The 20,872-nt window shown below is 64.1% G+C and carries 25 protein-coding genes; 21 read left to right on the forward strand and 4 right to left on the reverse strand.

The features are described 5' to 3' along the window. Window position 1 precedes the first annotated feature (1 nt). Complete coding sequence (locus DVDV_RS00710) at window positions 2–1,225, forward strand: Xaa-Pro peptidase family protein (RefSeq protein WP_075352822.1); 1,224 nt, start codon at window positions 2–4, stop codon at window positions 1,223–1,225. Window positions 1,226–1,233: 8 nt separating this feature from the next. Here DVDV_RS00710 and DVDV_RS00715 read toward each other — a convergent pair whose 3' ends face one another. From DVDV_RS00715 to DVDV_RS00725, 3 genes are all read right to left on the reverse strand, one after another. Beyond that, a complete protein-coding gene (locus DVDV_RS00715) occupies window positions 1,234–1,893 on the reverse strand; it encodes a cyclase family protein (RefSeq protein ID WP_075352823.1) in 660 nt (219 codons plus the stop codon). Window positions 1,894–2,026: 133 nt separating this feature from the next. Beyond that, on the reverse strand, window positions 2,027–2,494 hold the full coding sequence (locus DVDV_RS00720; RefSeq protein WP_075352824.1) for a cytochrome c3 family protein: 468 nt from the start codon (window positions 2,492–2,494) through the stop codon (window positions 2,027–2,029). Between the two features lie 212 nt (window positions 2,495–2,706). Further along, window positions 2,707–3,165 carry a CBS domain-containing protein gene (locus DVDV_RS00725; RefSeq protein ID WP_075352825.1) on the reverse strand — a complete coding sequence of 153 codons (459 nt, stop codon included), beginning with the start codon at window positions 3,163–3,165 and terminating at the stop codon, window positions 2,707–2,709. A gap of 147 nt (window positions 3,166–3,312) precedes the next feature. On the opposite strand from DVDV_RS00725, the gene DVDV_RS00730 reads away from it, so the two are divergent. From DVDV_RS00730 to DVDV_RS00820, 19 genes are all read left to right on the forward strand, one after another. Then, window positions 3,313–3,972 carry a protein-L-isoaspartate(D-aspartate) O-methyltransferase gene (locus DVDV_RS00730; RefSeq protein WP_075352826.1) on the forward strand — a complete coding sequence of 220 codons (660 nt, stop codon included), beginning with the start codon at window positions 3,313–3,315 and terminating at the stop codon, window positions 3,970–3,972. Between the two features lie 23 nt (window positions 3,973–3,995). Beyond that, window positions 3,996–4,889 carry an Mrp/NBP35 family ATP-binding protein gene (locus DVDV_RS00735; protein ID WP_075352827.1) on the forward strand — a complete coding sequence of 298 codons (894 nt, stop codon included), beginning with the start codon at window positions 3,996–3,998 and terminating at the stop codon, window positions 4,887–4,889. Window positions 4,890–4,995: 106 nt separating this feature from the next. Then, entirely contained in the window at window positions 4,996–5,553 is a 558-nt protein-coding gene (gene pgsA / locus DVDV_RS00740) for a CDP-diacylglycerol--glycerol-3-phosphate 3-phosphatidyltransferase (protein ID WP_075352828.1), read from the forward strand. A 52-nt stretch (window positions 5,554–5,605) separates the two neighbouring features. After that, a complete protein-coding gene (locus DVDV_RS00745) occupies window positions 5,606–5,962 on the forward strand; it encodes a hypothetical protein (RefSeq protein WP_043630294.1) in 357 nt (118 codons plus the stop codon). A 1-nt stretch (window position 5,963) separates the two neighbouring features. After that, a complete protein-coding gene (locus DVDV_RS00750; RefSeq protein WP_075352829.1) occupies window positions 5,964–6,308 on the forward strand; it encodes a septum formation initiator family protein in 345 nt (114 codons plus the stop codon). Further along, on the forward strand, window positions 6,292–7,323 hold the full coding sequence (locus DVDV_RS21980) for a tetratricopeptide repeat protein (protein ID WP_075352830.1): 1,032 nt from the start codon (window positions 6,292–6,294) through the stop codon (window positions 7,321–7,323). Before DVDV_RS00750 ends, DVDV_RS21980 begins: the two co-directional genes overlap by 17 nt. 64 nt (window positions 7,324–7,387) lie before the next feature. Further along, window positions 7,388–8,263: a hypothetical protein gene (locus tag DVDV_RS00760; protein ID WP_075352831.1), complete on the forward strand. Its 876-nt coding sequence runs from the start codon at window positions 7,388–7,390 to the stop codon at window positions 8,261–8,263. 167 nt (window positions 8,264–8,430) lie between these two features. Next, window positions 8,431–9,444 (forward strand): class 1 fructose-bisphosphatase, encoded by a 1,014-nt coding sequence (gene fbp, locus DVDV_RS00765; RefSeq protein ID WP_075352832.1) that lies wholly within the window; start codon window positions 8,431–8,433, stop codon window positions 9,442–9,444. Window positions 9,445–9,450: 6 nt separating this feature from the next. Further along, complete coding sequence (tsaD, locus tag DVDV_RS00770; RefSeq protein ID WP_075352833.1) at window positions 9,451–10,566, forward strand: tRNA (adenosine(37)-N6)-threonylcarbamoyltransferase complex transferase subunit TsaD; 1,116 nt, start codon at window positions 9,451–9,453, stop codon at window positions 10,564–10,566. A 118-nt stretch (window positions 10,567–10,684) separates the two neighbouring features. Then, the gene (trxA, locus tag DVDV_RS00775) at window positions 10,685–11,005 is read left to right on the forward strand and encodes a thioredoxin (protein WP_005990356.1); all 321 of its coding nucleotides are present in this window, start codon (window positions 10,685–10,687) and stop codon (window positions 11,003–11,005) included. Window positions 11,006–11,008: 3 nt separating this feature from the next. Continuing rightward, the gene (trxB, locus tag DVDV_RS00780) at window positions 11,009–11,938 is read left to right on the forward strand and encodes a thioredoxin-disulfide reductase (RefSeq protein ID WP_075352834.1); all 930 of its coding nucleotides are present in this window, start codon (window positions 11,009–11,011) and stop codon (window positions 11,936–11,938) included. 190 nt (window positions 11,939–12,128) lie between these two features. Further along, window positions 12,129–12,866: an outer membrane protein assembly factor BamD gene (locus tag DVDV_RS00785; RefSeq protein WP_075352835.1), complete on the forward strand. Its 738-nt coding sequence runs from the start codon at window positions 12,129–12,131 to the stop codon at window positions 12,864–12,866. Window positions 12,867–12,960: 94 nt separating this feature from the next. Further along, window positions 12,961–13,845, forward strand: coding sequence for a hypothetical protein (locus DVDV_RS00790; protein ID WP_075352836.1), 885 nt, complete (start codon window positions 12,961–12,963; stop codon window positions 13,843–13,845). Window positions 13,846–13,888: 43 nt separating this feature from the next. After that, window positions 13,889–15,934: an elongation factor G gene (gene fusA / locus DVDV_RS00795; RefSeq protein ID WP_075352837.1), complete on the forward strand. Its 2,046-nt coding sequence runs from the start codon at window positions 13,889–13,891 to the stop codon at window positions 15,932–15,934. A gap of 14 nt (window positions 15,935–15,948) precedes the next feature. Next, the gene (locus DVDV_RS00800; RefSeq protein WP_075352838.1) at window positions 15,949–17,001 is read left to right on the forward strand and encodes an acyltransferase; all 1,053 of its coding nucleotides are present in this window, start codon (window positions 15,949–15,951) and stop codon (window positions 16,999–17,001) included. Between the two features lie 8 nt (window positions 17,002–17,009). After that, complete coding sequence (gene rsmD / locus DVDV_RS00805; RefSeq protein ID WP_075352839.1) at window positions 17,010–17,612, forward strand: 16S rRNA (guanine(966)-N(2))-methyltransferase RsmD; 603 nt, start codon at window positions 17,010–17,012, stop codon at window positions 17,610–17,612. Next, a complete protein-coding gene (gene coaD / locus DVDV_RS00810) occupies window positions 17,558–18,082 on the forward strand; it encodes a pantetheine-phosphate adenylyltransferase (RefSeq protein ID WP_075352840.1) in 525 nt (174 codons plus the stop codon). The genes rsmD and coaD overlap by 55 nt, the downstream gene beginning before the upstream one ends. After that, window positions 18,082–19,011 carry a tRNA (adenosine(37)-N6)-dimethylallyltransferase MiaA gene (miaA, locus tag DVDV_RS00815; RefSeq protein ID WP_139311470.1) on the forward strand — a complete coding sequence of 310 codons (930 nt, stop codon included), beginning with the start codon at window positions 18,082–18,084 and terminating at the stop codon, window positions 19,009–19,011. Before coaD ends, miaA begins: the two co-directional genes overlap by 1 nt. Further along, window positions 19,008–20,153: an N-acetylmuramoyl-L-alanine amidase gene (locus DVDV_RS00820; RefSeq protein ID WP_075352842.1), complete on the forward strand. Its 1,146-nt coding sequence runs from the start codon at window positions 19,008–19,010 to the stop codon at window positions 20,151–20,153. Before miaA ends, DVDV_RS00820 begins: the two co-directional genes overlap by 4 nt. A 52-nt stretch (window positions 20,154–20,205) precedes the next feature. Here the strand turns inward: DVDV_RS00820 and DVDV_RS00825 are convergent, their stop codons facing one another. Next, window positions 20,206–20,400, reverse strand: coding sequence for a twin-arginine translocase TatA/TatE family subunit (locus tag DVDV_RS00825; protein ID WP_075352843.1), 195 nt, complete (start codon window positions 20,398–20,400; stop codon window positions 20,206–20,208). An 87-nt stretch (window positions 20,401–20,487) separates the two neighbouring features. On the opposite strand from DVDV_RS00825, the gene DVDV_RS00830 reads away from it, so the two are divergent. Then, window positions 20,488–20,862 (forward strand): hypothetical protein, encoded by a 375-nt coding sequence (locus DVDV_RS00830; RefSeq protein ID WP_075352844.1) that lies wholly within the window; start codon window positions 20,488–20,490, stop codon window positions 20,860–20,862. The last annotated feature ends 10 nt before the right edge of the window (window positions 20,863–20,872 follow it).

The following is a 20,872-nucleotide window of genomic DNA, read 5'->3' on the forward strand; positions in this document are numbered from 1 at the left end:
CATGTTTGAAGCGCTTGAACGCCTGCCGGAATCGGAAATGCACGCCCGCCACGAAACCGTGCGGGCCCTGCTGGCCAAAACTGCCCCCGAAGCCGGCGGACTGCTCGTTTTCTCGCGACTGGCGTTGTATTACCTGACCGGTTCCTGGGCCAATGGCCTCCTGTGGCTGCCACTTGCCGGCGAACCGGTGCTGTTGTGCCGCAAGGGCCGGGAGCGGGCGGTCCTGGAATCGCCTTTGCCGACCATCCGCAGCTTTCGCTCCTTCGGCGACATCGCCCCCCTTTGCCGCGAGGCCGGCAGCCCGCTGACCGCGACCTGCGCCGCCGAGCAGGCCGGGCTGCCCTGGAATCTGGCTTCGCTGCTCACGTCCCGGCTGCCGGACACGGTTTTTGTGGCCGGCGACGCCGCCCTGGCCATGGCCCAGGCCTATAAGTCCGAGTGGGAACTGGCCAAGATGCGGTTGTGCGGGGCGCGCCACGCCCGGGGGCTGGCCGAGCTTGTGCCGCAGCGTATCCGGCCGGGCATGACCGAGCGGGAGATCGCCGGGCAGTGCTGGGACGCCTTTTTCGAGCTTGGGCACCAGGGCCAGTTGCGCATGGGCAGTTATGGCGAGGAAATCTTCCTCGGCCATATCGCGGTCGGGGATTCGGCCAACTATCCGAGCGTGTTCAACGGCCCGGTCGGGCTTCGCGGCGAACACCCGGCCCTGCCCTTTTCCGGCTACGCCGGCACGGTCTGGAAAAAGGGGCAGGTGCTCACCATCGACAACGGCTTTTCCCTGGAAGGCTACAGCACCGACAAGACGCAGGTCTATTTTGCCGGCAAGGCGGCCGAGGTGCCGGATGCGGCCAGACGCGGCCATGACCTGTGTGTGGCCGTGCAACAGGCCGTGGCCGAGCGGCTGGTGCCGGGAGCCATTCCCTCCGAACTCTATGCCCTGGCCCTGTCCATGGCCGAGACGGCCGGCCTGTCCGAAGGCTTCATGGGGCTTGGGGAAAATCAGGTGCGCTTTCTCGGCCACGGCATCGGGCTGACCATCGACGGCTGGCCGGTGTTGGCCAAGGGCTTTGACGCACCGTTGGCCGCCGGCATGACCCTGGCCCTGGAGCCCAAGTTCGGCATCCGGGAGTTCGGGATGGTCGGCGTGGAAAATACCTTCGAAGTGACTCCGGCCGGCGGCGTGTGCCTGACCGGCCGGGACTACGACATCATTTGCATCGAGTAGGGCTTGCCTCAGCTGGTCTGGGCACCCGCATCGTCGAGTAAAACGGCCCGGACCGGTGAGGCTTCGGCGTCGGCCACGGCCAGGGGTAGGCAGACCAGTCGGTATCGCCCGGGCCGGACCTGGGCAAGGTCAAGCCCTTCCAGGATGAGAATATCGGCGGCCAGCAACAGATGGTGAACCGGGTAGGCTGGATCGTCGAGGGGTTCGATGCTCATGGCGTCGATGCCGACGAGTCGCAGGTCGCGGGCCGCCAGTTCCCGGGCCAGTTGTGGGGCAAGCGCGGCGAAGTCGGCTGGAAAATCCGGGCCGGCAAAGCGGCGGGTGCGGGAATTACTGGTTTTAAACAGCACGGCGTCGCCGGCAGCGAGGGCCGTGCCGGACAGGACGTCCGGACCAAGGCGCATGGCTTCGCCGCAGTCGATGACCACGGCCGCCAGAAAAAAGGCTGCGGCCGGGTAGTCCCCGGCCCGTTTGCCGCCGGCCAGGAAATGGGCCGGGAAATCAATGTGGGCGGCGCTGTGGGCGCTTAGGTTCAAGGCCGCCACCTCGCACCCGTCGGCCGCCTGGGACAGGACGAGGCGGCGGGTGAAGGGCGGGTCGCCGGGCACGGCCGGCGTTTGGGGAGACAGGGGCAGGGAGATGTCGATGACCGGGGAGGGCGTCTTCATGGGCGCTCCGTAGGGGCATGGCTGGGCCGCGGCCTGAGGATTATCAGGGCCAAGCTGACAAGCGTTGCCCATAAAAAAAACGCCCCCGCGCAGGGCGGGGCGTTTTCAAAGGCGGCGTCCTGCGTACCCGTGGTTACTTCGCGGCCACGTGGCAGCCATTGTTGGAGCAGGGAGCCACGGAAAGGGGCTTCTGGCCCTTTTCCTTGCGAACCACATTCATCTTCATGTGGCAGCCCAGGCAGCTGTTCTCGGAATTCTTGTCGTGGAAAGCGCGGAAGTAGGACGTCGCTTCCTGGCGATCCTTCAGATTGTCGTGGCAGCCGGCATCGGCGCAGCCCTGGATCTCGCCCTTGCCGTCCCACATGTGGTGGCAGGTGACGCAGGCGACGGAAGCGTGTTGCCCGTGGGAAAACTTGACCGGGGCAAAACTGGTTTTGAGCACCCCGGACGGGCGCTTGAACGTGAGTTCGAGGGGGTAGCACAGCGTGGACTTGGCTTCCACGATACTGCTGAACTTGCCGCCCTCGCAAAAAGCCGCCGTGGCCATGGCCAAGCTGCACACCATAACGATCAACCCGGAAAGCATGACCTTGGAACGCATCCAACTCCCTCCTTGAGCTCCAGAAAACGGTGAAAGTGACCTTGCCGCTGCGAATACACAGGCGGCTCCTCAGGCTACTGCCCCGCCGCCGTAATTCAGTAGAAAAGCGTAAAATTTCACAAGCCGGAAGTCAATAGTCTTTTGACAAAAAGCGTTGTCGTTCAAAAGACGGGCAGCCAGCATGTGCGCGCCTTCCCAAGCGAATCGGGCGGTTATTCGTCCTCTTCGGCGCACTCGAGGCGCTCGGAAGCTTCCAGGGCGTCCATGAGTTCAAGGCTCAGGCGAATGAAATCGGAGGCGGTGAGGATGCCGACCAGCTTGCCGCACTCAACCACGGGCAGGCAGCCGTATTTCTGGGTCAGCAGCACTTCGGCGGCCTGGCGCAGGGGCAGCTCCGGAGTGGCCATGGCCACGTCGGAGCGCATGACCTCGGCCAGGGGGATGCCGGCATAGATGTCTTCCTGGGTCTGGGCGTCGATGTCGGCCAGGCGGGACACGGAGGCGGCCAGCAGGTCGCGGTGGGTCAGCAGGCCCACGAACGCCCCGGCTGCGTCCACAATGGGCAGATGGCGGATGCGGGCGTCTTCCATGGTCTGCTTGGCGGCAAGCAGGGTGTCGTCAAGGTGCAGGGCGATAAGGTCTTCGGTCATGAGATCGCGGGTGGTCAGCATGGGAGCCTCCTTTTGTCCCCCAAAGTTCACATTGGGCCGGTTGGCCTGTCAAGGCGCAAGGCGTTGACTTGAAGCGAAAATTCTGTTTTCCAGGTAGGATCGAGCAAGCGTGCAGGTCTTCTTGGGAAACTGGCGCGAAGGGTGCAGATGAACGGATCGGGGCCAAAGACGGATTTGAGGCGCAGCCGCGAACGTATGGTCCGCGACCAGATCGAGGCCCGGGGCGTGAGCCAGCCCGAGGTGCTGCGGGCCATGCGCAAGGTTCCCCGGCACTTGTTCGTGGAAGAGGCCCTCATTCCCCAGGCCTACGAGGACCATCCGCTGCCCATCGGCCACGGCCAGACTATTTCCCAACCCTACGTCGTGGCCTGGATGACGGAGCTTTTGGCCGTGGCCCCGGGCCACAAGGTCCTGGAGATCGGAACCGGTTCCGGCTACCAGGCCGCTGTGTTGGCCGAACTTGGGGCAGACGTGTTCACGGTCGAGCGGGTCAAACCCCTCTACGAACTGGCCCGCGCCCGGATGGACGCCTTGCGCTACCGCCGGGTGCGCCTTAAACTCGACGACGGGACCCTGGGTTGGCCTGAGGAGGCCCCCTTTGACCGCATTCTGGTTGCGGCCGGCGGTCCCAGGATTCCCGCCCCGCTCGTGGGCCAGTTGTCCGAAACCGGGCGTATGGTCATCCCCGTGGGTGCCTCCCGGCGCAGCCAGACGTTGTGTCTGGTCCGTCGGGAAAACGGCCGCGTCATCGTACGCGAACTTGGCGGGGTCATGTTTGTAGACCTCGTCGGCACCCACGGCTGGTAGGCTCAAAGGAACAGGCGCATAGCATGGCACAATCCGATTCCTGCCGCAGTTGCCCGGGCCGGGGCGCGGCTCCCGAAGCGGCCACCAAACCCGATGTCCGCGACGTGCGCATCGGGGAGACGCTGGGGCGCATCCGCTACAAGCTTGTGGTCATGAGTGGCAAAGGCGGGGTGGGCAAAAGCTCGGTGGCCGTCAATGTGGCCTGCGCCCTGGCTGCCGACGGAGCCAGAGTCGGACTCCTCGACGTCGACCTGCATGGCCCGAGCGTCCCGCGCATGTTGGGACTGACCGGGGCCATGGGGGCCGGGGCCGAGGCGGCCATCGCGCCCAAACGGTTTGGCGACAACCTGCTTGTGGTCTCCATGCAGTCGCTGCTTTCCGACCCGGATTCGGCCGTGCTGTGGCGCGGCCCCATGAAAACCACCGCCATCCGCCAGTTCATTGCCGATGTGGACTGGGGCGAACTCGACTATCTGGTGATCGACTCGCCCCCGGGCACCGGCGACGAGCACCTGACGGTCCTTAAAACCGTGCCCGACGCCCTGTGCCTGCTGGTCACCACGCCCCAGGAAATATCCTTGGCCGATGTGCGAAAGACCATCAATTTCCTGCAGTACGCCAATGCCAATATTCTCGGCGTGGTGGAAAACATGAGCGGGCTGGCCTGTCCCTACTGCCACAAAGAGATCGAGCTGTTTAAAAAGGGCGGCGGCGAAGCCATGGCCAGGGACTACGGCCTGGATTTTCTTGGCGCGGTGCCGCTTGATCCGGCCACGGTGGTGGCTGGCGATCTGGGCCGGCCGGTGGTGCTTTTGGAGGGGGAAAGCCCGGCCCGCCAGGCATTTTTGGCCTTGGCCCAGGCCGTGGCCCAGGCCTGCCGCACAAGCCTTGAAGCGGCGGCCTATCCTCGACCCTGAACATGGCCTCTGGCCGCCCGGACCAGGGCATAAGGCTTTGACGCCGGCCGGGTATTGCTTTAATTGCCTGCCTGCGCCGGGAAATCTTCGAAAGGCTTAGTCACGCATGTTTAATCTTGCCAATAATCTGACCCTTGCCCGTATCGGGGCTGTGCCGATCCTCGTGATCCTGCTCTATTTCCCGGGCCGGGGGGCCTGCTTCGCCGCCATGCTGGTTTTTATGGCCGCGGCGGTGACGGATATTGCAGACGGCGTGGTGGCCAGACGCCAGAACCTTGTCACCACCCTGGGCAAGTTTCTCGATCCCCTGGCCGACAAACTGCTCATCTGCGCAGCGCTTATCATGCTCACCCATCTGGGCTGGGTGGAAGCCTGGGTGGCGGTGATCATCATCTGCCGGGAAATCGCGGTTACCGGACTTCGGGCCGTGGCCATCGATTACGGCGTGGTGATTGCCGCCGACCGTTTCGGCAAGCTCAAGACCATTTTGCAGATGATGGCCCTGTGCCCGCTCCTGCTGCATTATCCCATCCAGGGCTTTGACCCCGCGCCGCTTGGCAGCGGGCTTTTGTATCTGGCCCTGGTTTTGACCCTTGTATCCGGCGTCAATTACTTTTATGGATTCGGCAAGAAAGTCATGTGGTCGGACAAGGCGGCCCGGTAACCGGGGACGCGTTGCGGCCGACTATGGGTAACCCCTTTTACGACAAGGCGATATGAAAGCCAAAAACATCTCCAAGCTGGCCAGACGCCGGGTGCGCCCCGCCCGTCCGGGGCTGGGCAAGGGAGCGTGGGCCGGCCAACGACTCGACGACAACCTCGCCGCCCGCATAGAAAACTGCCTGCACACCATTTTGGAACTTGAACCGGATCTGGAACGACTCCAGTTCGGACACTATCTGCTGCGCGATTTCAAGGTCCTCAAGATGTTCCTGTCCCATGTCGAAGACATTGAAGTGGAGGAGCAAGACGTGCTGCGTATCGAGGCCGCCACTGAGAATTTTCTTCGGGAATTGCGGGAGCCCCTGGCCCAGTCCGATTCCAAACGTCCGAAGAAATACGTCGTGCAATGACATGATCTGGCGACGCTTCCTGCTGACGGCGCTGATTTTTTTCAATGTTTTCCTGCTCTACAACCTGATCTGGAGCGATAACGGCATTTTTGCCTATCTCGAACTCAAGTCCCGCCACGAGCAGCTCAAGCAGCGCCTGGAATCCGTCAACGACCGTTCCCTGGACCTCAGCCAGGAAATCCGCTGGCTCAAGACGGATCAGGCCTTTACCGAGAAAATGGCCCGGGCCCAGATGAACTATCTCAAGGAAAACGAGATTCTCTACCAGTTTCCAAAAGACCCTCCAGCCGCCAAGGAGCCGGACCGGGACAAGGAAGGGAAGCGGGCCGATGCTCAGCAAAATTGAACTCTACCGGGAAGTCCTGGAAATTGAGCCGAATTCCAAGGTCTTTTTTCCGCTTGCCCGCCAGTTGGCGACAGAGGAGCGGCGCGATGAGGCCGTTGCCGTCCTGACCCGGGGCATCGGTTTTCATCCCGACCACCTGGAAGCCAAGTTCCTGCTTATCGAACTCTTAAGCCGCCAGGGCCGGGAGGAGCAGGCCGAGGAGATTTTCGCCGATGTCGGGTCCATGCTCGCCCGCTATCCCTCGGTGTGGTTGTTGTGGTCCAAAACTGCGGCCGCCCGTTCCAAAGACCCTTCCCTGGCCATGCTCTTTCTGGCCCATTATTTCCAGGACCAGACCCTGACCTGGGCCGATGTCATGGAACGGGGCCTGAAAAGCCTCACCCAGGCCGGGCTCCCGCCCCAGGTCGAGGATGCGGCCGAGCCGCCCGCGAAGGAGATTCCGATCCCGGCCGTCCCGGAGGCGGGGCCCGTGGTCCGGGCCGAGCAACCGGCTCCGCCGGCGTTTGTCGTTTCCCCGGTTGCGGCGACATCCCCGGCACAAGCGCCGGAAGAACCCGAAACGCCGGCCACCGCCCGAAGCGATGCCAGGGAACCGGCCGACGGCCCGCAATTGCGTGGGGCCAGGGAAGTGCTGGCCCTGGCCGATATTCTCGACGCCCCGCAGGAGCCGGTCGAACGCAGCCGCACCCGCCCGGCCAAGGCCCGGGACCAGGCTGTTCGCACCAAAACCATGGCCGCTGTGCTGGCCGGGCAGGGTGATACGGCCGGAGCCTTGGAAATCTATGAGGATCTTCTGGCCGTCGCCTCGGACGGCCCTGAACGCGAGGAACTGGCCGGACTGATGGCAGCCTTGTCGCCTGCCGCTGCCGGGCCGGGTCCGCAGGAAACCGCCGCCCCTGACCATGACGGGCCCTTGCCCCGGGAGGCCGACGCCACCGGCCCCAAGGGATCGGCCCGGTTGGCAAGCTTTCTGGAAGCCCTGGCCGGACGCCTGGAAGCCCGGGCCGGATCGTGACCTCCCAGGCAACGATGCCTGGAAGATTTCTCCCACAAATCAGGAACAGCAAGAGGATACGGCCTTGAAACGTACTGCCCTCGCGGCCATGACCGCCTTATTGTGCCTTGTCACGCTCACCGGCTGCGGCTCCATGAAAACCAAGTGGCGCGAAACCCGCAAGCTCTACCGCGAATACATCAACACCGACCCCACCATTGATTTCAGCGATCAGGGCATAACCGACAAAGGACTGCAGCGTCTGGCTGCCCTTTTCATGCCCGTGGACGAGCGTCTGCTGGGCATGCTGCGTGTCCTTGGCAGCCAGGATACGCCTCCGGAACAGGAGTGGGCCCAGCAGTTGCTGACCACCCACAACTGGCTCTCCGGCGTGGTCGTGGTGGACACCTCCGGCGTCACCCTTGGGCAGGTCCCGTCGGTGCCCATGCGTCCCCTGGATTTCGCCCCTCTGCTGGAGCAGGCGGAACGCTACAAGGTGCGCAAGATGGGCGCCCGGGTCGTGACCGACGAAATGGGCACCGTGGTCCTGGTGGCCGCGCCCTTTTTCAAGGAAAACGAGTGGGCCGGCCTTGTGGTTGCCTACTTTGATCCGCGAAACCTCGTCCGCTTTTCCTCCGATCCCGGGGCGCTGGTCGTCGTCTCCACCGATGGTTTGGTGTGGCCCGGCGCAAACGGGCAGGGAGAGGCCCTGGCTGCCCTCAAGTGGACGGATATGCTCAAGGATTCCGTGCAGGGCGACATCAATGCCGCTGGCGGCCAGTATGTCTGGCAGGCGCGCTACCTTGGCCAGCTCGAACTGGTCTACTTGACCGATGCCCGGGAAGTGCGCAACCAAAAGCCCGAACCCAAAAAGGAAGCCGCTCCCGAGGCCAAATCCGACGTCAGAATTCCGTCCACCGAGCCGCTCCCGGTTCCGGCTGACCCGACGGCCAATCCCTGAGCAAGCGACGAACCCATGGGCCGGCGGTTTGGGCCGCCGGCTTTTTTTGTTTCCAACCCCGGAAAATCTTGTGGGAATTTTTCACTGATTGTACGATAGTCAAAGGCCGTATGCCCACGAGCCGCACGCCCGGCGTACCCACGCCTTGACGGCGGGAGGAGAAACCTATGCCGCAGATCACCGTCATCGAACACCTGCTGTTGCACCAAAAAGAATCCCCCATGGCCACCGGTCGGTTCACCCGGCTGCTCAATGATCTCATTTTGGCCGCCAAGATCATCTCCCGGGAAGTCAGCAAGGCCGGTCTGGTCGATGTCCTGGGCTTTACCGGCGAGATCAACGTCCAGGGCGAAGAGGTCCAAAAGCTCGACGAGTACGCCAACAAGGTGCTCATTCACCGCATGGAGCGGGCCGGGGTGTTGTGCGCCATTGCTTCCGAAGAAAACGCCGACCTCGTAGCCATTCCGGACCAGTTTCCCAAGGGTGACTACTTCCTCATTTTCGATCCCCTGGACGGGTCCTCGAACATCGACGCCAACGTCAATGTCGGCACCATTTTTTCCATCTACCGCGTGCCTGACGGCTGTTCCGGCGACAACCTGTGCGACCTGCTCATGGCCGGGGCCAAACAGGTGGCGGCCGGCTACTTCCTCTATGGCCCCTCCACCATGATGGTGTATACCACCGGCAAGGGCGTGCACGGCTTCACGCTTGACCCCAGTGTCGGGGAATTCCTGCTGTCCCATCCCGACATCCGCACCCCGGAAACCGGCAAAGTCTATTCCGTCAATGAAGCCTATTGGTCCTACTGGGATGCGCCGACCCGGGAAATCGTCAATGCCTTCAAGGGCACGGACAACCCCCGGGGCAAGCCCTACGGCGGCCGCTACATCGGTTCCCTGGTGGCCGATTTCCACCGCAACCTGCTCTACGGCGGCATCTTCCTCTATCCGGCTGACCGGCGCGACCCGGCCAAGCCCACGGGCAAGCTGCGGCTTTTGTGCGAAGCCAATCCCCTGGCCTATGTCATCACCCAGGCCGGGGGCGCAGCCACCGACGGCGAGCGCGATATCCTGTCCATTGTGCCCGATGATCTGCATCAGCGTGTGCCGCTTTTTATCGGCAGCAAAAATGATGTGGCCAAGGTGATGGAAGTCTACGACCGCGCCCGCAAGTCCTGATCCTGTATGTTGTGTCTCGGCATTGAGACGTCGTGCGACGAGACGGCTGTCGCCCTTTGCGACGACGGCCGTCCGGTCCTGGAGAAGCTGGCTTCCCAGGCCGGGCTGCATGCGGTCTATGGCGGTGTTGTGCCGGAGCTGGCCTCACGCGAGCATTTGCGCCGCATGGGACCGCTGTTGCAAGCGCTGTGGGCCGAGTCCGGGCGTACCATGGCCGATGTGGACGCCGTGGCCGTGGCCCGGGGCCCGGGGCTGCTTGGCAGCTTGCTGGTGGGGCTGGCTGCGGCCAAGGGCCTGTGCCTGGGCGCGGGCAAGCCGCTTATTGGCGTGGACCATCTCCATGCCCACCTGATGGCCGCCACCCTGGGCCATGCGGTCGCCTATCCGGCCCTGGGACTGCTGGTCTCCGGAGGCCACACCCAGATCGTTTCCCTGGCCTCTCCCCTGGAGATGACCGTCCTTGGCCGCACCATCGACGACGCGGCCGGCGAGGCCTTTGACAAGGCGGCCAAGTCGCTCAATCTGCCCTATCCGGGCGGCGTCTATATCGACGTGCTCGGCCGGGGCATCGCACCGGACCGCAGCCTGTTCCCGCGTCCCTATCTGGATAACGAGCACCTCGATTTCAGCTTCAGCGGCCTCAAAACCGCCGTGGCCACCTATGTGGCCGCCAACCCCGGACTGCGCGTGGCGGCCATGCCCGAGTCCGGCGGTCCCATCGACCCGGAGTCCTGGCCCATGGACCTTCGCGTGGTGTGCGCTTCGATCAATTTCGCCATCGCCGACACGTTGCGGGTCAAGCTGGAACGGGCCCTGACCACCGCGTCCAGGCGTCCGGCCTCGCTTTTGGCTGCCGGCGGGGTGGCGGCCAACGGCCCTATCCGGGCCATGCTGGCCGAGCTGGCCGTCCGGCGTCGGTTGCCGCTTTTCCTGCCCGAGCCGGCCCTTTGCGCCGACAACGCCACCATGGTTGCGGCCACGGGCTGCCTGCTGGGCCGGGCCGGCCTGACCCACGACCTGACCCTGGCCCCCATTCCCCGGGGCCGCAAAGTGCCCTGGGATTACCAGGCCGGAGCGCCCCTTGGGCGGGGATCGGTTGACAGCCGGTCCTTGCCGCAATAGGTTTAAACGATTACGGACCCTGTCCACAGGGAACACGCGGTCGGCCATGACCGCCTGCCAAACGGATAAAAACCCGGCCGCTGCGGCGGTCGGCCAAGCCCACGAAAGGAGAGCATCCATGGCCATCCAACTGAGCGACGCGAACTTCGAAGCCGAAGCCCTGCAGTGCGACCTGCCCGTCCTGGTGGATTTCTGGGCGCCCTGGTGCGGGCCGTGCCGCGCCATGGGCCCCGTCATCGATGAACTGGCCAACGAGTATACCGGCCAGGTCAAGGTGGCCAAGATGAACGTGGACGAGAACCCCAGCACGCCGAGCAAGTACGGCATCCGCGCCATCCCCACCCTGATCCTTTTCAAGGGCGGCGAAGTGGTGGAACAGATCACCGGTGCTGTGTCCAAAAGCAGCATCAAGGAAATGCTTACCCAGAAGGCGCTCTAATCCATGAAATGTTTCGACGCTGTCGTGATCGGGGGCGGTCCGGCTGGCATAACGGCCGCCCTGTATCTGGCCCGGTCCGACGTGTCCGTGGCTTTGGTGGAGAAGCTCTCGCCAGGCGGGCAGATGCTCATGACGCATCTGATCGAGAACTATCCCGGCTTTCCGGACGGGATCGAGGGCTGGAAATTGTCCGATGCCATGGCCGCCCATCTCGGGCATTATGCCATTGACCGGATCAATGACGAAGTCACGGCCATTGAGTCTGTCGGCGGCCTTCACCGCGTCCATGTGGGCGGGGAGATCGTCGAGGCCAAGGCCGTGATTCTCTGCACCGGCGCGCGTTACAAACGCGTGGGCATCCCGGGCGAGAAGGAATTCGTCGGGCGGGGTGTGTCCTACTGTGCCCTGTGTGACGGAAACTTCTTCCGGGACCAGACCGTGGCTGTCATCGGCGGCGGCAACTCGGCCCTGGAGGAATCCCTCTATCTGGCCCGGCTGGTCAAAAAGCTCTACCTCATCCACCGCCGCGATGATTTTCGCGGCCAGAAATGTTATCAGAACCGCTGCGCGACCAATTCGGTTATCGAGATATTGCGCTCGACGGTTGTGTGTTCCATCTCCGGCAATGACGGTGTGACCGGCATCGAGGTGCGCGACGTCAAGTCCGGCGATTGCCATACCATTCCCGTCGATGGTGTTTTCGTGTTTGTCGGCTTCGAGCCGCAGGGTGATTTCTATCCCAGGGGGCTTACGCGCGACGATCAGGGATTCATCCTGGCCGATGCGGAGATGCGCACGAGCATCGAGGGCATCTTCGCTGCCGGCGATATTCGTTCAAAGTCCTGCCGCCAAGTGGCCACTGCCGTCGGTGACGGTGCCGTGGCTGCACACGCTGCCTACACCTATATCAGTTCGCGGTTTCCGCAAGACTGACGGCCAAACCCGTTCGACCGGGCTGCCTGGGCAGTGGGTCGGACGGGTTCGGCTTTTTTCCGTTGTGCCCGTCTGGGCCATTTGGTAAGAGGACGCGCATCGAGACGCCGGGAACTGTCGCTGCCAAAGGGCGGTATCCCGTTCGCCGCATGGCGCCCGGCCAGGACCGGGCCATATCCGGGAATATACCATGAATGTGATGTTGCGCCGTTTCCTGCCCTTGGGCTGCCTGCTGCTGTTCCTTGGCGGTTGTGCCGGCTTGGTTGATTACTACTTCCTGCCGCCGCCCGAGGACACTGCCCAGGAGCTCTATGAGGCCGGTCGGCAGTCCATGTCGGAAAAAGACTACTACGGGGCCATCAACTTCTTTATGAAGCTCAAGGACCGCTACCCGTTTAGTCCCTACACCCCAATGGGCACCGTGGCTTTGGCCGACGCCTACTTCCTCACCGAAGAATACGGGATGGCTGCTGAAACCTATAAAGAATTCGAGTCGGTGCATCCGAGAAGCGAAGAAATTCCCTACGTCCTCTATCAGGTCGGCGTCGCCAATTTCAAGCGTTCCGAGTCCATCGACATGCCGCAGAGCAATCTCCAGGAAGCCATCCAGTACTTCTATCTCCTGGAACAGACCTTCCCGGATACCGAATACGGAAAGGAAGCGGCCGACTATATCCGCCGATGCCGCAAGCGTCTGGCCGAGCATGAGCTGTTCGTGGCTGACTTCTACTGGCGCACCAGCCAATACGGGGCGGCCTGGAAACGCTACATGTACACCGTGGAAAACTACAAGGAACTTGAGGAAGTTTTCGAGTACGCCAAGCTGCGTTCCGAACTGTCCTACCTTGAATACCAGAAGACCCTGACCGAGAACGAACGCCAGGCCATCGAAGGCAGCTGGCGTCACTGGGCCAAACGCTGGTTGTAATGAGCCGTCCCGGGACACTGCGGTGTTCCGGGACAATCCGGCAGCAAAACGGGGCGGCTGGCCGCCCCGTTTGCGTTTGCCACAAGGCGCAGCCATGAACCCTCCCTTTGCCCTGTCTGCGGGACAGTGGCCCGAAGTCATGGAACAGGGCCGGGTCGCCGACGAAGCCTTTGCCGCTGCCTATGCCCGTACCGGCGATGGCCGGCGGGCCTGGATCAAAACCGGACTGGCCGCGGTCTATGCCGCCGTGGGCGGTCCCAGGCCGGCAGCCTGCCAACGCCGCGACAGCCTGGGCCATGATCTGCTCCTGACCACCGTGGACGTTCCCCTCGATTTCGTCGTCGTTGTCTGCGGCCGGGATTTCCTGTCGCCGGCGCGGCTGGTGGCTGCCGTTGTGCCGGCCCTGTGCGCCAGGGTGCCGGACGTTGCCGTCGTGCGTCTGGGCGCGTCCTGGCCAGGACCGTTGCTCACCGCCCTGGAACTGTGCGGCGTGGAAATGGCCTGCCGTCTTGGTGTCCGGGGCCTGCCCGGCCTTTTGGCCGGGCTGCCGGCCAAGGGCAGGGGAGCGGTGGTGGTCCTTGGTGAGCTTGCCCTGCCGCCAAGGCTTCCTTTCGACCTGACCGTCTTTTCGGCCCGTATCGCCGGCCGGGCCGGGGTCTTTGGCCCGCCAGAGGCCGGCTTCGACCTTGATGCCCTGGCCTTTGCCCACCCGGACATGGCCTTTGTCCGCCACGGCGGCCCCTGTCCCGACCTGCCGGCCTGGACGGCCGGGCCGGGCGGGCTGGCTGACGCGGCCGGCTGCGGCTACGATGCCGTCTATGTCGCGCCGCAGCCCGGTTTGTCCGACCTTGCCGCTGCCCCGCTGGTCCTTGGCCCTGGCCGGGAAACCTTCTGGCTGTGGCCGCAGCTGCCCTGTGAAGCCTTTCGTGTCCGTCGCCTGGGCGCTGCTGTCGTCCCGTCGCGCCCGGACATCGCCTGATTTTTTATTGCCCGACGCACCCTGCCAACCCACCGGAGCGAGCATGAGCGCCAAAAAGGGCACCAAGAAGAGCCGTCTGGCCAGCCTTCGCAACATCGGCATCATCGCCCACATAGACGCCGGCAAGACCACGCTGACCGAGCGTATTCTCTTTTTTTCCGGCCGCATCCACCGCATGGGCGAAGTCCATGACGGCACCGCCACCATGGATTTCATGCCCGAGGAACAGGAACGCGGCATCACCATCACCTCGGCCTGCACCACCTGCTCCTGGAAAGACCATCAGATCAATATCATCGACACTCCGGGCCATGTGGACTTCACCATCGAGGTGGAGCGCTCGCTTCGGGTGCTTGACGGCGCGGTTGGGGTCTTTTGCGCCGTTTCCGGGGTGGAACCGCAATCCGAGACGGTCTGGCGGCAATCCGTGGACTACGGCGTGCCCAAGCTGGCGGTCATCAACAAGCTCGACCGCCCCGGGGCTGATTTCGAGGCCGTGCTGGCCGCCATGCGTGAAAAGTTGCGGGCCAATCCCGTGGCCGTGTCCATCCCGGTGGACCAGGGGCCGGAACTGGCCGGCATCATTGATCTCGTCAGCCTGGAACGGCTGGAGTTCGACCACGGCGGCGGGGACGTCAGCCGCTTGCCGCTTTCGCCGGCCGAAGCCGAACTGGCCGGCCCCTGGCGGGAGAAGCTGGTCGAGGCGGCCTGCGACTACGACGAGACTGTGCTTGAGGCCTATCTTTCCGGCCAACCCATCGACCCTGTCCGGCTCGTGGCCGCCCTTCGCACCGGCACCATCGCCCACGGGCTGGTGCCGGTCTTTGCCGCCTCGGCCCTAAAAAACGTCGGCATCCAGCCGATTCTCGACGGCGTGCTGGCCTATCTGCCCAGCCCGCTTGACCGCGAAGGCGCGGTTGGCGTTGACCCCGATACCAAGGCCGCGGTCGTCTTTCCCCCGGATGCCGACGCGCCGCTGGCGGCCCTGGTCTTCAAGGTCAGCATGGAAACCGGCCGGCGTCAGGTCTTTGCCCGGGTCTATTCCGGTCGCATCGAAGCCGGCAAGGATGTCTATAACGCCACCCGGGGCGAGATCGAACGGCCGGCCCGTCTTTTCCATCTCCACGCCGGCCACCGCGAAAAGGCCGAGATTGCCGGTCCGGGCGAGATCGTGGCCATTGCCGGGATGCGCCATGCCGCCACCGGCGACACCTTGTGCGTCCGGGAAACCCCGATTTTGCTGGAAACCATAGCCGGCTACAAACCGGTCATCAGTCTGGCCCTGGAGCCGCGAAACGCCGAAGAAACCGACAAGCTCGGTGAGGTCCTGGCCAAGCTGACCGAAGAAGATCCCACCCTGACGCTGACCCACGACGCCGACACCGGCCAGATGATTCTGTCAGGCATGGGCGAACTCCATCTCGACGTGGTGCTGGAGCGGGCGCGCCGGGAATATGGCGTCTCGCCCCGGTCCGGCAAGCCGCAGGTCGTTTATCAGGAGACGGTGACCAGCGAAGCGGCGGGCGAGGGCGAATTCGAGCGGGAACTGGGCGAGCGCTTCCACCATGGCCGGGTGGCGCTTTCGGTCTCGCCGCTGCCCCGCGAGGCCGGGCGCGAGATCGTTTTTGCTATTGACCGGCTGGCCTATCCGCCGGCCTGGAGCGCGGCCATGGCCGAGGGGCTGGAAGACGGGCTGCAAAGCGGGCCGCTTTCCGGCCATCCGGTGCAGGACGTGCTGGTGCGGGTGACAGGCATTTTCCCGGTCGAGGGCAAGACCACGGACGTCGGTTGCCGCATGGCCGCAAGCCAGGCCCTCAAGGCCGCTCTCAGCGCCGCTCGTCCGGCCCTCCTGGAACCGATCATGGAGCTTGAGATCGGCGTGCCCGACGCCTTTATCGGCGATGCCATCGGGCTGCTCGGCTCCAAGGGGGCCAAGATCGAGAACATGGTGGACCGGGGCGGGCACAAGACGGTCACGGCCCTGGCTCCGCTGCGCCAGATGTTCGGCTTTTCCACCGAACTGCGTTCGGCCACCCAGGGACGGGCCGGGATGACCATGCGCTTTCTCAAATTCGACCTGCTGCAATAGCCACGCGAGAGTCCATGTCCACACGTGCCCTGGTTCCTCCTGAAATTTCCAAGCGTTTCGATGTGTTGCGAACGCTCCTGGTGGTCTTTGTCATCGGCATCCATGCCGAGAAGGGGCTGCAGGCCTATTACACCGAGATTCCGGATCTTTTGCGGGCCTATCTGGACTTTTTCCCGCATAATATCTTCCGGCTGGCCGTGCCGCTCTTTTTTTCCATTTCCGGCTATCTGTTCTTCCTCACCTACAAGCCGGACGTCCAGGCCTATGGTCGGATGATCGTCAAAAAAACCAGAACGATTTTAGTGCCGTATCTGCTTTTCAATGCAATAAGCCTGCTGCTTATCCTGGTGTTTAACAAGGTGCCGTATATCGGCGACATCCATATGGTGGAAAAAGACGGCATCCTCCGGCTGTTGCTTGGCGTCTACCGCTATCCTGTGGTCTACACCCTGTGGTTTCTGCGCGACCTGTACGTCTATTTTCTCCTGGCCCCGGTCTTTTACGTGTTTTCCAAGGAGATTCCGCTTCTTGGGCTGGCGGCCTGCTGGGCTGTCTGGATGTTCATGCCCCAGGCCGGCATTCCGGTGGAGCTGAGCGGGCTGCTCTTTTTTTACGGCGGTTGCATGTTGGCCCAGGGCAAGGTCGATCTCGACGGGGCCAGACGCCTGACCCTGCCGGTGGCCGCCGTGTACCTGCTCTTTCTGTTTGCCACCGCCCACTATGAATTCCACTACGGGGCCGAGTCCTATTACCATCTGCTCTATCGCCACAGCATGATTTTCGGGACCATCACCCTGTGGCTGCTTTCCGCCTATCGGCCCCTTCGGGACAACCCGTTGCTGCTCAAGCTCGCTGCAACCTCCTTTTTCGTGTATCTCACCCATGAACCGGTTCTTTCCTACCTGATCTACGGCACCCGGTTCCTATTTAAACCCTCCGGCAGTCTGGTCGGCATCGCCTACATGTTGCTTCTGGTGCTCGTCACCTACAGCCTGTGCCACGGTCTGGCCCGGCTGCTGGAACGCCGTCTGCCACGCCTGTATGCCCTGGCTGTCGGGGCCAGATAAGGAGCCTTATGCGTATTATCGGCGGCCGGCTTGGCGGACGCAGTCTCAAGGTGATTGACGCTCCCGGCCTGCGCCCGGCCACGGGGCGAGTACGGGAAGCGCTTTTTTCCATGCTGACGGCCCGGGGTGTGGTGTTTCAGGGGGCGCAGGTGCTTGACTGCTTTGCCGGGGCCGGGAGCGTGGGCATCGAGGCCCTGTCCCGGGGAGCCGAAGCTGCCGTCTTTATTGAGCGCAGCCCGGCTGTCGCCAAGGTGCTCAAGGAAAACCTGCGCAGCCTGGGTCTTGATGCCCGTATCGGTCAGGTCATCGAGGCCGATGTGGCCAAGGCGCTGCCCCGTCTGGGCCGGCGACGCTTCGACCTTGTGGCCATTGATCCGCCCTATGGCCAGGGGCTGCTGCCGCCGACCCTGGCCAAGCTCGCCTCCCTGGGGCTTGTGGCCGATGGCGGCGTTGTCGTGGCCGAAATCGAAGCCGGAGTGGAACTGGACCCGCAGGCCCTCCCGCCGTCCTTCCTCTGCCTGATCGACCGGGTATACGGTCAAACAAGGATTATCGTATGGACACTGGCAAACCCTGCACAGCCATCTATCCCGGAACCTTCGATCCCCTGACCAACGGCCATGTGTCCCTGGTGCGTCGGGCGGCCATGGTGTTTGGCACCGTGGTCGTGGCCGTGGCCGGAGATTCCCACAAGACGCCGCTTTTTTCCCTGGAGGAACGCATCGCCATTGCCGAGGAGGTCTTTGCCAATGACCAGCGGGTGCTGGTCGAGGGCTTCAACGGCCTGCTCGTCAATTACGTCAAATCGCGCCAGGCCAATGTGATCCTGCGCGGGATGCGGGCGGTGTCTGATTTCGAATTCGAGTTTCAGATGGCGCTCATGAACCGCAAACTCGACCGCACCATCGAGACCGTATTCATCATGACCGACTATAAGTGGCTTTACATCAGCTCAACGATTGTCAAGGAAGTGGCCAAGCACGGCGGCGATATCCGGGGTATGGTGCCGGACCGGGTGCGCGAACGGATGCTGGCCCGCTACGGCCTTGGCGGCGCGCCGCAAAACGGCAAGGAAGGCTGATCGTGTCCAAGATCCAGGTGGTGTGCCTGCTCGGGGCCACGGGCACGGGGAAAACCGCTGCCGCCATCGCCCTGGCCGCTGCCTTTGGCGGGGAAGTGGTCAATGTGGATTCGCGCCAGGTCTATGCCGGCATCCCGGTGCTGACAGCCCAGCCGACACAGCAGGAACAGGCCGTCTGCCCGCATCATCTCTACGGCGACACGCCGCTCGATGTGCCGGTGGCGGCCGGGGACTTTGCCGTGCGGGCCCGGGCCGCTGCCGCCGCCATTGCGGCCCGGGCCCGGCTGCCCGTTTTTGTCGGCGGCACAGGACTGTATTTCCGGGCCATCCTCGGCGGGCTGGCCCCCATCCCGGCCATCCCTCCCGAGGTTCGGGCCGGCATCCTGGCCGATTGGCAGCGCCTGGGGTCGGCGGCCATGCACGCCCGGCTGGTTGCCGCCGATCCGGACTACGCCGGCCGCATCGCCCCGGCCGATCGCCAGCGGGTCACCCGGGCCCTCGAAGTTCATGCGGCCACGGGCCGGGCCTTTTCCGACTGGCACCGGCAGGGCGATCCGGATGCCCCGGATTATGACGCCGTCATGCTCGGCCTGTCCCTGCCCATGGAGGAACTGCTTCCCCGGTTGGCCCGGCGCATCGAGCAGATGGCCTGCGGCGGAGCGGTGGAGGAAGTGCGTGAGGCCTTGTCCCGCTACCCGGCCGACGTCCCGGGGCTGACCGGCATCGGCGGCCCGGAAATCACCGCCCATCTGGCTGGCCGCAGCAATCTCAAGGAGACCAGGGAGGCTTGGTTGTCCAACACCCGCAGCTACGCCAAGCGCCAGATGACCTGGTTTCGCAAGGAACCGGACGTGGCCTGGTTTGCCCCGGACGACTATGCCGGCTGCATCGCCGCCGTGGCCCGGCGTCTGGCGGAGTCCGGCCTGTGAATCGGCGTCAGGCGTTGGCCTTTCTGGCGGCAGCCGGGCTGGTCGCTTGCCGGCCGGGCCTTGCCCTTGCCGACACTGCCGATGAGCTGGCCGGTGCGGCCCAGGCCGAACTGACCGGCGGCAATATTGCCAAGGCCCTGCCGCTGCTCCTGGAAGCCGAGGCCAAGGACCCGCGCAATGACCGGGTCCAGGCCCTGCTTGGCCGGGCTTATTTCCAACAGGGCGACGCCCGGGCCGCCTTGCCCCATTTTACCCTGGCCGTGCGCCTTAACCCCGAAGATACCGTGTCGCGAATGCTGGCCGAGACGATCAGCCAGTTTCCGTTGCCGGCCAAGGGCGGCCAGGGCCAGGGCGGGTCAGTCTCCCGCCCCAGGCCGTCTGCTCTGGCCCGGGAAGCCCAGGCTGAGCGTGAAGCCCTCATCGGCCGCCAGGTCCGGCCAACGCGCCAGGGGCCGGTCCGGGTGCTGCTTGATCCCGGCCATGGCGGCACGGACAGCGGGGCCGGCGCCAGCGGCCTTCGCGAGGCCGATGTGGCCCTGGATCTATCCCTGCGTCTGGCCCGGCTGCTGGCTGCGGCCAAGGACGTGGTGGCCATCCAGCTCACCCGCACCGCCGATGTCTACCTGCCGGGTTGGGCCAGGGCCGGGCTGGTCGGATTCTACGACGCAGACTTGCTCGTATCCCTGCACGCCACCCGCGTAGTCGAGCCGACGGCTGCCGGCATTCACGTCTATGCCTACGCCCGCCAGCCGTCCGATGCTCTGGCCGCCCTGGTTGTCCGGGCTGAAAACGCTGCCCAGGGAATGGGTGCCACCTGGATGGCGCGGGGAGGGGAAGGGCTGTTCGTGTCGGCGGTGCGCGAGGCGGCCGGCCAGGACAGGCACGGACGAAGCCGGGAGCTGGCTACGGCCCTGGTCCGGGCCCTGCCGGCCAACGCCCCCTTGCCGGTGCGGGGAGCGGCGGCCGGACCGCTTGGGTTGCTTGGCGAGGTGGACGCTGCAGCCGTGCTGGTCGAAACCGGTTTTTTGTCCCATCCCGACGATGCTGCGACCCTGGCCATTCCGGACAAGCGGCAGGCCCTGGCCGGCTGTCTGGCCGACGCCATACTGGCCGTTGCCCGGACGCTGGCGCCCGGCCCATAAAAAAAGCCCCGGGGATGCGTCCCCGGGGCCGAAACAGGCAGCGTCCGATCGGCTAGTTTTTGTCCGTCGTGTCGTCTTTGGCCTTGCCCGGAGTCACGTCGATTTCGTCGGGCTCATTGGTGGCCTTCTTGAAGTTCTTGATGGCTTTCCCCATGCCGGCACCGATCTCGGGCAGCTTGTTGGCTCCGAAAATGATGAGCACAATGACCAGGATAATGAGAAGCTCCGGAAATCCTATTCCAAACATGCTGCGCCTCCGCAAGTGGGTTGGCCAAGGCTTTACACGCGGCTTGCCAGCAGGTCAAGAAAGGCAGGCTTTCATGGAAAATCCGTCATGCCCGCCGGTTTGACCCGTCTGCCCGGAGAGGGCTGTCCCCATTGCCGGGCCGGGCGGTGCCTGTATGAAGAACACCTCAACCCCGGTCTTTGCCAGGCCAATCGCTGCGTTGTGCTGCGCCGCCTGTGCCGGGCTTTTGACGACTTCGTGCTGCGGGCCGACAACATGGGCCTCAGTGATGCCACGGCCCAGGCGCTGTGGCAGGCCCGGTTCCCGGCCACCCTGGCCAAAGAAGGGAATTGTCAGGATTACCTGCCCGGTGGTACGACGTCCTTCCCGGACTGCGTCCACGCCGCAGGCGACCTGTGCCTGCAGGCCTTTCCCCGATGTCCGGGCCGATGCCCGCGGTATCTGACGCGCCAGGGCAGGTAAACGGTTTACG

Origin of the sequence: Desulfovibrio sp. DV, assembly GCF_001936595.1 — a bacterium.
Lineage (GTDB): Bacteria > Desulfobacterota > Desulfovibrionia > Desulfovibrionales > Desulfovibrionaceae > Solidesulfovibrio.

Coding starts and splice junctions, on each gene's coding strand:
- DVDV_RS00710 (WP_075352822.1), top strand. CDS start 2: ATGTTTGAAGCGCTTGAACGCCTGCCGGAATCGGAAATGCACGCCCGC.
- DVDV_RS00715 (WP_075352823.1), bottom strand. CDS start 1,893: ATGAAGACGCCCTCCCCGGTCATCGACATCTCCCTGCCCCTGTCTCCC.
- DVDV_RS00720 (WP_075352824.1), bottom strand. CDS start 2,494: ATGCGTTCCAAGGTCATGCTTTCCGGGTTGATCGTTATGGTGTGCAGC.
- DVDV_RS00725 (WP_075352825.1), bottom strand. CDS start 3,165: ATGCTGACCACCCGCGATCTCATGACCGAAGACCTTATCGCCCTGCAC.
- DVDV_RS00730 (WP_075352826.1), top strand. CDS start 3,313: ATGAACGGATCGGGGCCAAAGACGGATTTGAGGCGCAGCCGCGAACGT.
- DVDV_RS00735 (WP_075352827.1), top strand. CDS start 3,996: ATGGCACAATCCGATTCCTGCCGCAGTTGCCCGGGCCGGGGCGCGGCT.
- pgsA (WP_075352828.1), top strand. CDS start 4,996: ATGTTTAATCTTGCCAATAATCTGACCCTTGCCCGTATCGGGGCTGTG.
- DVDV_RS00745 (WP_043630294.1), top strand. CDS start 5,606: ATGAAAGCCAAAAACATCTCCAAGCTGGCCAGACGCCGGGTGCGCCCC.
- DVDV_RS00750 (WP_075352829.1), top strand. CDS start 5,964: ATGATCTGGCGACGCTTCCTGCTGACGGCGCTGATTTTTTTCAATGTT.
- DVDV_RS21980 (WP_075352830.1), top strand. CDS start 6,292: ATGCTCAGCAAAATTGAACTCTACCGGGAAGTCCTGGAAATTGAGCCG.
- fbp (WP_075352832.1), top strand. CDS start 8,431: ATGCCGCAGATCACCGTCATCGAACACCTGCTGTTGCACCAAAAAGAA.
- tsaD (WP_075352833.1), top strand. CDS start 9,451: ATGTTGTGTCTCGGCATTGAGACGTCGTGCGACGAGACGGCTGTCGCC.
- trxA (WP_005990356.1), top strand. CDS start 10,685: ATGGCCATCCAACTGAGCGACGCGAACTTCGAAGCCGAAGCCCTGCAG.
- trxB (WP_075352834.1), top strand. CDS start 11,009: ATGAAATGTTTCGACGCTGTCGTGATCGGGGGCGGTCCGGCTGGCATA.
- DVDV_RS00785 (WP_075352835.1), top strand. CDS start 12,129: ATGAATGTGATGTTGCGCCGTTTCCTGCCCTTGGGCTGCCTGCTGCTG.
- DVDV_RS00790 (WP_075352836.1), top strand. CDS start 12,961: ATGAACCCTCCCTTTGCCCTGTCTGCGGGACAGTGGCCCGAAGTCATG.
- fusA (WP_075352837.1), top strand. CDS start 13,889: ATGAGCGCCAAAAAGGGCACCAAGAAGAGCCGTCTGGCCAGCCTTCGC.
- DVDV_RS00800 (WP_075352838.1), top strand. CDS start 15,949: ATGTCCACACGTGCCCTGGTTCCTCCTGAAATTTCCAAGCGTTTCGAT.
- rsmD (WP_075352839.1), top strand. CDS start 17,010: ATGCGTATTATCGGCGGCCGGCTTGGCGGACGCAGTCTCAAGGTGATT.
- coaD (WP_075352840.1), top strand. CDS start 17,558: ATGGACACTGGCAAACCCTGCACAGCCATCTATCCCGGAACCTTCGAT.
- DVDV_RS00825 (WP_075352843.1), bottom strand. CDS start 20,400: ATGTTTGGAATAGGATTTCCGGAGCTTCTCATTATCCTGGTCATTGTG.
- DVDV_RS00830 (WP_075352844.1), top strand. CDS start 20,488: ATGCCCGCCGGTTTGACCCGTCTGCCCGGAGAGGGCTGTCCCCATTGC.